Here is a 13,164-nt window from a genome sequence, read left to right as displayed (position 1 = left end):
GGGAGAGGGGGAAGGCCAGAGAATTAGTCCAGATACTCCATCGCGACCCTTGAGGTCAGGCGCGTGATAAGTTCGTAAGCACTCACTTTTGTGATTTCTGCAATACGTTCGACAGGAAGATTGTCGCCCCACATCACCACGTTATCGCCGACTTTTTCTTCTGCTTCCGGGCCAAGGTCGACACAAATCATGTCCATCGCAACACGTCCGACAATCGGCACTTCGCGGCCATTCACCAGCACTGGCGTACCAGAAGGTGCTGCACGTGGATAACCGTCGCCGTAACCAATCGCCACTACGCCCAGGCGCGTGTCGCGCTCGGCAATCCAGGTGCCACCGTAGCCTACCGCTTCACCCGCTTTATGTTCACGGACCGCAATCAGGCTGGACGTCAGCGACATCACCGGCTGGCAGCCAAAATCAGTGCCACAGGATTTTTGTTCCAGCGGAGACACGCCGTACAGGATGATGCCAGGGCGCACCCAGTCGAAATGCGACTGCGGCCACAGCAAAATCCCGCCGGACGCGGCGATGGATTTGTGGCCCGGTTTGTCAGCGATAAAAGTATTAAAGATATCGAGCTGGCGCGGCGTGGCATCAGATTCAGGCTCATCTGCACGTGCAAAATGACTGACGATATTCACTGGCTGACTGACATTTTTGCAGCGCGAAAGGCGCTGATAAAACGCTTCGGCCTGTTCAGGCAAAATGCCCAGACGGTGCATGCCGGTGTCGAGTTTCATCCAGACGGTGATCGGGCGGCTCAGTTCGGCCTGCTCGAGCGCTTCGAGCTGTTCGATGCTGTGAACGGCGGTCTGGAAATTCTGCTCGGCGATAGTCGGCAGGTCGCTGGCGTTGAAGAAACCTTCAAGCAGCAAAATGGGCTGCGTAATCCCGCCCGCCCGCAGGCGCACACCTTCTTCAAGGCGCGCCACGCCGAACGCATCGGCATCAGTCAGAGTTTGGGCAGTCTCCAGCAGACCATGCCCATAGGCGTTTGCTTTCACAACCGCGACCATACGGCTGGCGGGTGCCAGTTCACGCAGGCGTTGCAGGTTATGTCGCAGAGCGCGGCGGTTAATTTTTACGGTTGCCGCTTGCATGTTCGTTCCTTGCTAAAAATTTGTATATGAATGCACAAATCCTCTAAAGCATTCGCGTCACAACAAGGCGGCAAGTGAACTCATCCCGATGAGCTTACACAAGTAAGTGATTCGGGGGAGTGAGCGCAGCCAACACAGTTGTGGCACGAAGGATGAAGAGGATTTAATCTTCGTCGTATTGAGGGCCAGCGTAGTTATCGAAGCGCGAGAATTGACCGTTAAACGTCAGGCGCACGGTGCCGATTGGACCGTTACGTTGTTTACCGAGGATGATTTGCGCGATGCCTTTTTCGTCACTGTTGTCGTTATAAACTTCGTCGCGATAGATAAACATAATCAAGTCGGCATCCTGCTCGATGGAGCCGGATTCACGCAAGTCGGAGTTCACCGGGCGTTTGTCGGCACGTTGTTCCAAAGAACGGTTCAACTGCGAGAGCGCCACAACGGGCACTTGTAGTTCTTTTGCCAGCGCTTTTAGCGAGCGCGAAATCTCGGCAATTTCCAGCGTACGGTTGTCGGAAAGCGACGGGACGCGCATCAATTGCAGGTAGTCGATCATGATCAGGCTCAGGCCGCCGTGTTCACGATAGATACGGCGCGCGCGGGAGCGCACTTCCGTTGGCGTCAGGCCGGATGAGTCATCAATGTACATGTTGCGTTTTTCAAGCAAGATGCCCATGGTGCTGGAAATTCGCGCCCAGTCTTCATCGTCAAGCTGACCGGTACGGATTTTGGTCTGGTCGACGCGTGACAGCGACGCCAGCATACGCATCATGATCTGCTCGCCGGGCATCTCGAGGCTGAAGATCAGCACCGGTTTTTCCTGCAACATCGCGGCGTTTTCGCACAAGTTCATCGCAAAGGTGGTTTTACCCATTGATGGACGCGCCGCCACGATAATCAGATCCGACTTTTGCAGGCCCGCTGTTTTCTTGTTCAAATCCTGATAGCCGGTATCCACGCCCGTTACGCCGTCGTGCGGCGTCTGGTAAAGCGTTTCGATACGCGAGACGGTCGCTTCAAGGATTTGGTCGATACTTTTCGGCCCTTCGTCTTTATTCGCGCGGCTCTCAGCAATCTGGAACACGCGGGATTCGGCAAGGTCGAGCAAGTCTTCGCTGGTTCGCCCTTGCGGGTCATAACCGGCATCGGCAATTTCATTCGCTACGGAGATCATTTCACGAACAACAGCACGTTCACGCACGATGTCAGCATAAGCACTGATGTTCGCCGCACTTGGCGTGTTTTTCGATAATTCGGCCAGATAGGCGAAACCGCCGACGCTTTCGAGGTTGCCCTGAAGTTCGAGGGATTCAGAAAGCGTAATCAGGTCGATGGGCTTGCTCATTTCGAGCAAACGCTGCATTTCGGTGAAGATCATGCGGTGTGGACGGCTGAAAAAATCGTTAGCCACGACGCGCTCGGAAACGTTGTCCCAGCGTTCGTTGTCCAGCATTAAACCGCCCAACACCGACTGCTCCGCTTCCAGAGAATGTGGCGGCATTTTCAGCCCTTCCATCTGACGATCGCGGGGTTCTTTCGGTTTGTTGAAGGGTTTATTTCCTGCCATAGTGAGGGAGTTACCAAAATCAGATAAGAGAGACGAGAGTTTACTCTATCTCCCTCCGAGGAAACAGAAGGAGTTCTCATGGCAACACGCATTGAATTTAGTCAGCACGGCGGCCCGGAAGTGTTAAAAGTCGTCGAATTCACACCGACCTCCCCCGCAGAACACGAAGTGCAAGTTGAGAATAAAGCGATAGGTATCAACTACATTGATACTTATATTCGCAGCGGTTTATACCCGCCTCCAATGCTGCCAAGCGGCCTGGGAACTGAAGCGGCGGGCGTGGTGAGTCAAGTCGGCAGTGCAGTAACCCATCTTAAAGTCGGTGACCGCGTGGTGTATGCGCAGTCAGGGCTTGGCGCTTACAGCAGCGTGCATAATGTGCCCGCCGATAAAGCCGCAAAACTTCCTGATGCCATCTCTTTTGAACAAGCCGCCGCCTCATTCCTGAAAGGTCTGACGGTCTATTATCTGCTGCGTAAAACCTACGATATCAAAGCCAACGAAGTTTTCTTATTCCATGCCGCAGCCGGTGGCGTGGGGCTGATTGCCTGCCAGTGGGCAAAAGCGCTGGGAGCTAAATTAATCGGCACGGTTGGCTCGGCGCAAAAAGCAGAAAGCGCCAAAAAGGCCGGAGCCTGGCAGACGATTAACTATCGCGACGAGAATCTTGTCGAGCGGGTGAAAGAGATAACCGGCGGCAAGAAAGTCGCAGTGGTTTATGACTCGGTTGGGAAAGATACCTGGGAATCGTCGCTTGATTGCCTGCAACGCCAGGGTTTGATGGTGAGTTTTGGTAACTCTTCTGGCCCGGTGACAGGTGTGAATCTGGGGATTCTGAACCAGAAAGGCTCGCTATATGTTACTCGTCCGTCACTAAATGGTTACGTGACCACGCGTGAGGAACTGGAAGAAGCGTGCAACGAGTTGTTCTCGTTGATTGCCAGCGGCGTGATAAAAGTGGATGTGGCGGATAACCAGAAGTTTGCCTTACGCGATGCCGCTCTGGCTCATACCACGCTGGAGAGCCGCAGTACGCAAGGCTCTAGTTTGCTGATTCCATAAAAGAATTTGGGCCTCCCGAGGGAAGCCCATTCTTTTTTTTGTTCGCACGGTATGTAGGGTACAGCGCGATGAATTCGTTTTTTCGCAACCCGTTAATAATGTCAGCTTTGGTAAATAATTGATATCCCGCAACCCGCAATGTTAGCCAGAAAGATGCGAGGTTGTGATCAACTCCGCAATACCTGAGCAATTCACACGGTTATTGCTGGCAAAACTTAGCGCTTGTCGGCAACCAATGACAATGCATGTTCAACCACATCAATCCCTGCACCGGCTTTATGGGCGTTTTCGCTGAGATAACGACGCCACTGACGAGCGCCCGGAATACCCTGGAAAAGTCCCAACATATGGCGAGTGACATGGCCTAAATAAGTGCCGTTTGCTAATTCACGCTCAATGTACGGATACATGGCGCGCACCGCTGCAACAGTGTCGATTTCCGGTGAATCAATGCCAAAAATCTCGCGGTCGACCGCCGTCAGCAGGCCTGGGTTTTGATACGCTTCGCGCCCCACCATTACGCCATCCATATGTTCCAGATGCGTTTTCGCCTCTTCCAGCGATTTGATACCGCCGTTGATGGACATCGTGAAGTGCGGGAAATCGCGCTTCAACTGGTAAACGCGCGGGTAATCCAGCGGCGGGATTTCACGGTTTTCTTTCGGGCTTAAGCCAGAAAGCCAGGCTTTGCGGGCGTGAATAATGAACATTTCACATTCGCCCTTCCCGGCGACTGTGCCGATAAAATCGCAGAGAAATTCGTAGCTGTCCTGCTCGTCAATGCCGATACGCGTTTTGACAGTGACCGGAATAGATACCACATCGCGCATCGCTTTGATGCAATCAGCAACGCGCTGCGCATCTGCCATTAAACATGCGCCAAACATGCCGTTTTGCACACGATCTGATGGGCATCCGACGTTCAGGTTGATTTCATCGTAGCCACGTTCTTCAGCCAGTTTCGCGCAAATAGCCAGCGCAGCCGGGTCACTACCGCCCAGTTGCAGCGCGATAGGATGTTCGTCCTCGCTGTACGCCAGATAATCCCCTTTGCCATGAATAATCGCGCCAGTGGTCACCATTTCGGTGTACAGCAGCGTCTGGCTTGATAACTGACGCAAGAAATAACGGCAGTGGCGATCGGTCCAGTCGAGCATCGGCGCGATAGAGAAACGATGTGGCTGGAAAGGAGTCTGGTTGGTTTGTGAGGACATAGGCACTGGCGTTTACGGGCTACGGTTAAAAAAGGGTCGCCACTATAGCATAAACCAGCGTCGAGACACGCGCTCGTCCCGACGCTGTGTCATCAGAAGGTCATGCTAAGTTGTGCGCCCGCTCCCCACGTCTGGTCTTCGCCATACAGGCCCATGAGATCGATGTGCACGAGGTCGAATGGCGCAAAACCCACACCGCCTGTAAAGACGTTGCTTTCATGGGATCGCATATCCGCACGATAACCCGCGCGCACCGCAAGCCAGGGTAGCGGCGTGATTTCAGCGCCGACGCCAGCAAATTGCGAATTCGCTTCGCTCTTGAAATTCTTCGTTTCGGTGAGATCAACATCGGTGGTCAGCACCACTAAATCACTGTGCCAGGCCACGCCCGTCGTGACCAATGGGCGAATCTGGTAAGTATCTTTAAAACCATCCACCACTTTGGTGTCGATATCGCGCGATATCAGGTTTTGCCCGGTCAAACCCACGGTCCAGGAATCGCCAAAATCTGCGGCAAGCCCCGCATCAATGTTAAAACCGGTGTCTGAATTACGGTAACGGTTGTTACTGATATCATTCTTTTTGTACTGATAAACGGAGGTGCTGTAGTTATACAGCCAGGTTTGCTGCAACTTTGGCGTCACGCCAACGGAAACAGGCACGCCGCCGATATCAAATTTATGCGCCACCGCTACGCCGTAATCAGAGACAATCCCCACACGGCCAAATCCTTTTGAAGTCAGATTATTCAGGTCATCGCGATTCGGGATAACGGTGCCATTGGCGATGCCGTCGAGGAAATCGAGGTCATGCTGCGTGATGTCTGACGACACTTTGGCTGTCCCATACACTTTTGCGACAAAAGCAAAAGGCAGAGTTTCATTCGGGATACTCACCGCGATTGCCCCACCCGCCTTCGCTCGCGCTTCATCGCCTCTCACATCTTTAAGCTGCGAAGAGAGATCGGCCGCATCGCTTTGCATCTGGCGATATATCCCGGGATTCCGAATAATCTGCTGAATGGGAATAAAGGTGTAATTCAGATAATCCTCAGCCGAGTTGCTGATGTCATCGATGTTATCTTGCAGGTTATGAGGGTCGGTTATTTGCATTCCGGCGGAGGGAATAAGCAGTCCTACGTTATCGCCTTCCTGGTTCTTGGTAAGTAACGCCGGGTTAATCAGGGCTGCGCTGCTCCAACGGGACGATGCTACACCGGTGCCGCCCATTGCATCATTGCGTGTTTCCGCCCATGTTCCTGCCGCATTTGCGTTGTTTGCCATAAATAAAAAGGCAGCGTTTAACGCCGCCAGGGTTCTGATTTTTATCATTTACTGCCCGCCTGTCTGACTTCAGTTTGTAGAATCGGCCCCTGTCAGTACAAAACCAACAGGAGTGGATACTGCTGTGAAGAAAAGACTAAAAAGCGGGTTCATTCACCCAACGGCACCCCGAATCATTCTGCTCGGGTTAATATTTCTTTATTTCCTATAGGCTTATTTATAGCTTACCGTTCGTTTTACGGGAAGGCAGCCCGTTATGCGCACCAAAGAATTGCGGCGGATGGTCAATCCAGCTGTCTTTACGTTGTGCTGCGTAAGAGGGGTTTAGGGGGTAGTAAATTCTGTTTTCTGCTTTATTGGCCTCGCCGACAATGAGCAGCCGAACTTCATGTTCGGTGTTATTAATAAAAGTATGGCAGACGCCGGTTCCAGCCGGAAAACCGACACTGTCACCGGGCTCCAGCGCGTAAAGATGACCGTTAATCCACACTTGCGGATGCCCTTCGAGAACATATGCGAACTCTTCTTCACTGCTTTCGGCGTGGGGGTAAGAGGTACGGCGACCCGGCAGCAAGCGTTCGTGATGAATCCCCAGGCGTGTTAAACACAGTTTACGGGCCAGCGGCGCGCCGATAGAAAAGAGTTCTGTGCTATCGGGATAGGTCGAATCATCTTCACCTTCCAGATCTTTCCAGTGGCGAATGCAATCAGGTTTAGTCATAACAAACTCCGGGGTAGTCATCTCAAAAGGATGTGACCAGAATGGCGCACCATTCGGCGTTTTTTGCGCATTGTGGTAAAGTGTAGGGCTAATCTACAGGGGAATGCTGATGGACATCACGACTTCACAAAACGTGTTAGCGCAGGCTGAAAAACTATGCGAGCAGCGTAATGTGCGCCTGACGCCACAACGCCTTGAAGTGCTGCGTTTACTAACACAGCAAGCAGGTGCAATCAGCGCTTATGATTTGCTGGATTTATTGCGTGCCAGTGAACCGCAAGCGAAACCCCCGACGGTGTATCGTGCGCTCGATTTTCTTCTCGAACAAGGATTTGTACACCGTGTAGAGTCCACTAACAGTTATGTTTTGTGTCATTTGATTGATCAGCCAACGCACTCGTCAGCGATGTTTATTTGCGACAGATGTGGCGCGGTGAAGGAACAAGGCGCGGAAGGTGTGGAAGACATCATGCATCAACTGGCGGCCCAGTTAGGGTTTGCGTTGCATCATAATGTAATTGAAGCGCATGGATTATGTAGCGCGTGTTCAGAAGTGGAGGCATGCAGTCACCCGGAAGAATGCGGGCATGACCATTCGATTCAGTCTAAGAAGAAATCACGCTAAAAAAGGGGAACGGTACATCCTTGTACCTGGGCAGGGCTGAGAGTTAACACACTTGAGGGAAACTAATTACCAACGGTATTTATTACGCGTTTCCCAATCAACGACTTCTTCCTCTGCCTTATCCTTTTCATATCCATAGCGTTCCTGGATTTTACCGACAAGCTGATCGCGTTTGCCTTCGATGACAGTCATATCGTCATCGGTCAGTTTGCCCCATTTCTCTTTTACTGTGCCTTTGAACTGTTTCCAGTTACCGCCGATTTCGTCTTTATTCATAATAATATCCTCATCGTTCGGTGAAAATTACTAACAATAAATTACCATCGTCCGGGTGTTTCCGTTTGGCTGACACCCTGTTTCTGCTGGACGTGGAAATAATTGTAGTCAACGATATGGCGGTTTGGGGAAAACTAAGAATCTTTAACCTAACGGCTTAATTTTGCACATTGTTAAACCAGGTGTTTTTTTGCCAGTGTCGACGCCAGATCCAGCCCAGGGACAAACCTCGTAACGCCAGGAAAACGGCTAATGAAAACCACAGGCCGTGGTTGCCTAAATACGGTACGGTAAACATCGACAGGCCAAAACCCAGGGCCGCGACAGCCATGCTGTTGCGCATTTCCGTGCCGCGTGTTGCGCCGATAAACATGCCATCAAGCAGATAGCACCACACACCGACGACGGGCAAAATGATTTGCCAGTGCAAATAGATATCCGCCTGCTGCTGTAGCTCGGGGATTGAAGTCAGAAGAGAAACGATTTGCTCACCAAAGAAAGCATAAATCACGGCAAATATCAGCGCGACTAAACCCGCCTGGCGACACGCAGCGCCCCAAACCTCGAGCAATTGCCCGCGATTTCCGGCCCCGTAAGCCTGCCCGGAATGCGCTTCTACAGCGTAGGCAAAACCATCGAGCGCATAGGCAGTAAAAGTTAATAGCGTCATCAGAACCGCATTAACCGCGACAATTTCGCTGCCTAAACGCGCACCAAAGATGGTTACTGACGCAAAGCAAATCTGTAATAACAGCGAACGCAGCATGATGTCGCGGTTAAGCGCCAACAAGCGACGGACGTTACCGCGCCAGGCCTGTTTGAGCATTTCAAAGCTGATACCGCGCAACCCCATCACCTTTTTCACCATCAGCAAGCCAATGAAGAAAGTCGCATATTCTGCGGTCACGGTGGCCAGTGCCGCACCCTGAACATTCATCTGCAAGCCCATCACCAGCCACACATCAAGCACGATATTCAGCACGTTGCCCACTACCAGCAAGATAACCGGGGCGCGGGCGTATTGAACGCCGAGCAACCAGCCGAGCAACACCAAATTTGCGAGAGATGCCGGGGCGCTTAACCAGCGAATCTCAAGGAAACGCCGCGCCTGAAACAGCACGTCCTGATTGCCGCCAACAATATGCAGCGCTAGTGAGATAAGCGGTTCACGCAGTAAAACGATGACGAAGCCCGCCCCCAATGCCAGCAATAAAGGCTGAACCAGTGCACGTGCTAAAGCGGAGGGGTTATTCGCGCCGAAAGCCTGAGCGGTTAAGCCCGTGGTGCTCATACGCAGAAACAGCAACAACATGAATAAGAAGCTGGTTGCCGTCGCACCAATCGCGACACCACCGAGATAGACCGGGCTATCCAGATGACCAATAACGGCGGTATCGACCAGGCCCAATAAAGGCACGGTGATATTGGAGAAAATCATGGGTAATGCGAGCAGCCACAGGGCTTTGTCGACTTTAGAAAAGAGTGGCATATCCAATCCAGGACGAGATCAGAGAGAGTGAAGGCGGTGATGCGCGTAAACGCGCATCACCTGAAGAGATTTACAGCCAGTCGCCGTTGCGAATCACGCCAACAGCCAAACCTTCGATAGAGAAGTTGTGCTCGCGCAGATCAACCACAATCGGTTCAAACTCTGGGTTTTCTGGCAGCAGGTGGACGGTATTCCCCTGCTGTTTTAAGCGCTTAACGGTGACTTCGTCGTCGATACGCGCGACCACAACCTGGCCGTTTCGCACATCCTGAGTTTTATGCACCGCCAGCAAATCACCATCCATAATACCGATGTCTTTCATCGACATTCCGCTGACGCGCAGCAGGAAGTCGGCATTCGGTTTGAATAATGAAGGATCAACCTGGTAATGGCCTTCGATATGCTGCTGCGCCAGGAGCGGTTCGCCAGCAGCGACGCGCCCAACCAGCGGGATACCGGTGATTTCTTCCACCAGCAGGCGGATGCCACGCGAAGCGCCAGAAACAATCTCAATCACGCCTTTACGGGCGAGGGCTTTTAAATGCTCTTCCGCCGCGTTCGGAGAACGGAACCCCAGACGTTGAGCAATCTCGGCACGTGTCGGTGGCATGCCGGTCTGGCTGATATGATCCCGAATAAGATCAAACACCTCTTGCTGCCTGGTAGTTAACGCTTTCATTCCGCCCCCTGGGTGTTTATACAGTTATGCTGTGAGTATATACAGTCAAAGGCGAATTTGGAACCACAAATTAAGCAAAAAACCAGGCACTTAACTATTCTGGAAAGACTATCGCAAATGCTGCCAAAGCAGCGTGACCCAGGTAATCACTGCGAGGATAATGGCGATTAATACAGCAGCCGAGCCCATGTCTTTGGCGCGCCCGGAAAGTTCGTGGTAGTCAGTGCCAACGCGGTCAACAAGTGCCTCAATAGCGCTATTGAGAATTTCGACAATCATCACCAGTACCACTGAACCAATCAGTAAAATGCGGGTAATCGGGTCGACGTCTAACCAACAGGCAATGGCAATGGCGATAACCGCCGAAACGCCTTCCTGACGAAAAGCAGCTTCGTTGATCCAGGCCGCTTTGAGCCCTTTCCATGAATAGCCTGCAGCTTTGATAATACGGGTAAGTCCAGTGGTACTACTCGCCATTTTGGGCAACCTTTTCAAATTATTTGCGTCAATGCTTGTCAAAATAGTAACGCCACAGAAATCTGGGTGAGATTCTGATATTCTTGCGGCGAATTTGCATCATTAACCTGAGGCTTTACATCGTTTATGTCAGGCTGGCCAAGAATCTACTACAAATTACTTAATTTACCATTAGGCGTTCTGGTAAAGAGCAAGTCCATTCCGGCAGATCCACAAGCCGAACTGGGCTTAGATCCCACACGTCCAATAATGTACGTGCTGCCCTATAACTCAAAGGCGGACTTATTAACGCTGCGCGCTCAATGCCTCGCGCATAACTTGCCCGATCCTCTTGAGCCGTTAGAAATCGACGGAGCGGTACTGCCGCGCTATGTCTTTATCCATGGCGGCCCGCGTGTATTCACGTATTACACGCCAAAAGAAGAGTCGATCAAGCTGTTCCATGACTATCTCGATTTGCACCGCAGCAATCCAAACCTGGATGTGCAGATGGTGCCGGTTTCGGTCATGTTTGGCCGCTCACCGGGTCGCGAAAAAGGCGAAATTAATCCGCCATTGAAAATGCTTAACGGCATTCAGAAATTCTTCGCGGTATCCTGGCTTGGGCGCGACAGCTTTGTGCGTTTCTCTGCACCGGTTTCGCTGCGCCAGATGGCAACCGACCACGGCACAGATAAAAAAATCGCTCAGAAACTGGCGCGTGTTGCCCGTATGCACTTTGCACGTCAGCGCCTGGCGACTGTCGGGCCGCGTCTGCCGGTGCGCCAGGATCTGTTTAACAAACTTCTGGCTTCAAAAGCTATCGCGCGAGCGGTAGAAGATGAAGCGCGCAGCAAGAAAATCTCCCATGAAAAAGCGCAGCAAAATGCTGTCGCATTAATGGAAGAGATTGCGGCGAACTTCTCCTATGAAGCCGTTCGTTTGACCGACCGCGTGTTGGGTCTGACGTGGAACCGTTTGTACCAGGGCATTAACGTTCACAATGCTGAACGCGTGCGTCAACTGGCTCACGACGGCCACGAGATTGTCTATGTTCCCTGCCACCGCAGCCACATGGACTACATGCTTCTGTCTTATGTGCTTTATCACCAGGGGCTAGTACCACCGCACATCGCGGCGGGTATCAACCTGAACTTCTGGCCAGCCGGCCCGATTTTCCGCCGCCTGGGCGCGTTCTTTATTCGCCGCACCTTTAAAGGCAGCAAACTCTATTCCACCGTGTTCCGTGAATATCTTGGCGAGTTGTTCAGCCGTGGCTATTCCGTTGAATACTTTGTGGAAGGTGGCCGTTCGCGCACCGGGCGTTTGCTTGACCCGAAAACCGGCACGCTGTCGATGACCATTCAGGCCATGCTGCGCGGCGGTACTCGCCCGATTACGTTGGTGCCAATTTACATCGGCTACGAACACGTTATGGAAGTGGGCACTTACGCCAAAGAACTGCGCGGGGCGACCAAAGAGAAAGAGAGCTTTATGCAGATGGTGCGCGGCTTAAGCAAGCTGCGTAATCTCGGCCAGGGCTATGTTAACTTCGGCGAACCAATGCCGTTGATGACCTTCCTCAACCAGCGCGTTCCTGAATGGCGTGATTCAATCGATCCAATCGATCCAATCGAAGCGATTCGCCCGGCGTGGCTGACGCCAACGGTCAATGAAATTGCCGCTGAATTAATGGTGCGTATCAACAATGCGGGTGCGGCAAACGCCATGAACTTGTGTTGTACCGCGCTGTTAGCGTCGCGTCAGCGTTCACTCACTCGTGAGCAATTGACCGAACAACTCAACTGCTACCTGAGCCTGCTGCGTAACGTGCCGTATTCACCGGACGCCACCGCGCCAGGCCAGCCAGCAGAAGCGTTGATTGAACACGCGTTGCAGATGAACAAGTTCGAAGTCGAGAAGGACACTATCGGTGACATCATCATTCTGCCGCGCGAGCAGGCGGTATTGATGACTTACTACCGTAACAACATCCTGCATATGCTGGTGTTGCCTTCTCTGCTGGCGGCGATTATCACGCAGCATCGCCATATTTCGCGCACTGAGCTTCTGCGCCAGGTCGAGTTACTTTACCCGATGCTGAAAGCCGAGTTGTTCCTGCGTTGGGATAAAGCGGACCTTGCCAGTGAAATGGATGCGTTGCTCAATGAGCTGGTTCGTCAGGAACTGATTACCCTTGCGGGTGATGAAGTGCTGATTAACCCGGCGCGTTCCCGCACCATGCAGCTTCTGGCGGCGGGTGTGCGTGAAACGCTGCAACGTTACGCGATTACTTTCTGGCTGTTGAGCGCGAATCCGTCCATCAACCGTGGGACACTGGAGCGCGAAAGCCGCACCGTTGCCCAGCGTTTGTCGGTATTGCATGGCATTAACGCACCGGAATTCTTTGATAAAGCCGTGTTCACCTCGCTGGTTCTTACCCTGCGTGATGAAGGTTATATCAGCGATACCGGAGATGCGGAGCCAACCGAAACCATGAAGGTCTACCAAATGCTGGCAGAGCTAATCATGCCGGATGTGCGTTTGACGATTGAAAGTGCGACGTCGCAGGCTGCGACTGAGTAACGCCCTCACCCTAACCCTCTCCCACGGGAGAGGGGAATTGCCGGTTTTCTCCTTTGCCCTTGAGGAGAGGGGAATGCCCGGTTTTCTCCTTCTCCCTTGG

Annotated in this window: 12 protein-coding genes; 3 read left to right on the top strand and 9 right to left on the bottom strand. The window is 52.4% G+C overall.

The features are described 5' to 3' along the window. Nucleotides 1–23: 23 nt before the first annotated feature. Together alr and dnaB are read right to left on the bottom strand one after the other, a co-directional pair. The gene (gene alr / locus D6029_RS11905; RefSeq protein ID WP_120064962.1) at nucleotides 24–1,103 is read right to left on the bottom strand and encodes an alanine racemase; all 1,080 of its coding nucleotides are present in this window, start codon (nucleotides 1,101–1,103) and stop codon (nucleotides 24–26) included. A 163-nt stretch (nucleotides 1,104–1,266) separates the two neighbouring features. Then, nucleotides 1,267–2,673 (bottom strand): replicative DNA helicase, encoded by a 1,407-nt coding sequence (gene dnaB / locus D6029_RS11900; protein WP_034492420.1) that lies wholly within the window; start codon nucleotides 2,671–2,673, stop codon nucleotides 1,267–1,269. Between the two features lie 78 nt (nucleotides 2,674–2,751). Here dnaB and D6029_RS11895 point away from each other — a divergent pair, with 78 nt between their 5' ends. Next, nucleotides 2,752–3,735 (top strand): quinone oxidoreductase, encoded by a 984-nt coding sequence (locus D6029_RS11895; protein ID WP_120064961.1) that lies wholly within the window; start codon nucleotides 2,752–2,754, stop codon nucleotides 3,733–3,735. A gap of 215 nt (nucleotides 3,736–3,950) precedes the next feature. On the opposite strand, the gene dusA is transcribed toward D6029_RS11895, so the two are convergent. The 3 genes from dusA to D6029_RS11880 all read right to left on the bottom strand — a co-directional run bounded on the left by dusA (nucleotide 3,951) and on the right by D6029_RS11880 (nucleotide 6,953). Then, complete coding sequence (gene dusA, locus D6029_RS11890) at nucleotides 3,951–4,949, bottom strand: tRNA dihydrouridine(20/20a) synthase DusA (RefSeq protein ID WP_120064960.1); 999 nt, start codon at nucleotides 4,947–4,949, stop codon at nucleotides 3,951–3,953. A 92-nt stretch (nucleotides 4,950–5,041) separates the two neighbouring features. Further along, on the bottom strand, nucleotides 5,042–6,280 hold the full coding sequence (locus D6029_RS11885; protein ID WP_208642679.1) for a conjugal transfer protein TraF: 1,239 nt from the start codon (nucleotides 6,278–6,280) through the stop codon (nucleotides 5,042–5,044). Between the two features lie 169 nt (nucleotides 6,281–6,449). Further along, complete coding sequence (locus tag D6029_RS11880; protein WP_120064959.1) at nucleotides 6,450–6,953, bottom strand: cupin domain-containing protein; 504 nt, start codon at nucleotides 6,951–6,953, stop codon at nucleotides 6,450–6,452. Between the two features lie 109 nt (nucleotides 6,954–7,062). On the opposite strand from D6029_RS11880, the gene zur reads away from it, so the two are divergent. Beyond that, nucleotides 7,063–7,578, top strand: a complete 516-nt coding sequence (zur, locus tag D6029_RS11875) for a zinc uptake transcriptional repressor Zur (RefSeq protein WP_120064958.1) — start codon at nucleotides 7,063–7,065, stop codon at nucleotides 7,576–7,578. A gap of 66 nt (nucleotides 7,579–7,644) precedes the next feature. Here the strand turns inward: zur and D6029_RS11870 are convergent, their stop codons facing one another. The 4 genes from D6029_RS11870 to D6029_RS11855 all read right to left on the bottom strand — a co-directional run bounded on the left by D6029_RS11870 (nucleotide 7,645) and on the right by D6029_RS11855 (nucleotide 10,499). After that, nucleotides 7,645–7,854, bottom strand: coding sequence for a CsbD family protein (locus D6029_RS11870; RefSeq protein WP_034492637.1), 210 nt, complete (start codon nucleotides 7,852–7,854; stop codon nucleotides 7,645–7,647). A 157-nt stretch (nucleotides 7,855–8,011) separates the two neighbouring features. Continuing rightward, on the bottom strand, nucleotides 8,012–9,343 hold the full coding sequence (gene dinF, locus D6029_RS11865; protein ID WP_120064957.1) for an MATE family efflux transporter DinF: 1,332 nt from the start codon (nucleotides 9,341–9,343) through the stop codon (nucleotides 8,012–8,014). 70 nt (nucleotides 9,344–9,413) lie between these two features. Then, a complete protein-coding gene (lexA, locus tag D6029_RS11860) occupies nucleotides 9,414–10,022 on the bottom strand; it encodes a transcriptional repressor LexA (RefSeq protein WP_120064956.1) in 609 nt (202 codons plus the stop codon). Between the two features lie 108 nt (nucleotides 10,023–10,130). Then, the gene (locus D6029_RS11855; RefSeq protein WP_034492402.1) at nucleotides 10,131–10,499 is read right to left on the bottom strand and encodes a diacylglycerol kinase; all 369 of its coding nucleotides are present in this window, start codon (nucleotides 10,497–10,499) and stop codon (nucleotides 10,131–10,133) included. Between the two features lie 126 nt (nucleotides 10,500–10,625). Here D6029_RS11855 and plsB point away from each other — a divergent pair, with 126 nt between their 5' ends. Next, nucleotides 10,626–13,064 carry a glycerol-3-phosphate 1-O-acyltransferase PlsB gene (gene plsB / locus D6029_RS11850; protein WP_120064955.1) on the top strand — a complete coding sequence of 813 codons (2,439 nt, stop codon included), beginning with the start codon at nucleotides 10,626–10,628 and terminating at the stop codon, nucleotides 13,062–13,064. The last annotated feature ends 100 nt before the right edge of the window (nucleotides 13,065–13,164 follow it).

This window comes from Buttiauxella izardii, assembly GCF_003601925.1.
Classification (GTDB): domain Bacteria; phylum Pseudomonadota; class Gammaproteobacteria; order Enterobacterales; family Enterobacteriaceae; genus Buttiauxella; species Buttiauxella izardii.
Note: the sequence above shows the minus strand (reverse complement) of the source record. Positions and strands in the feature narration are given on the sequence as shown.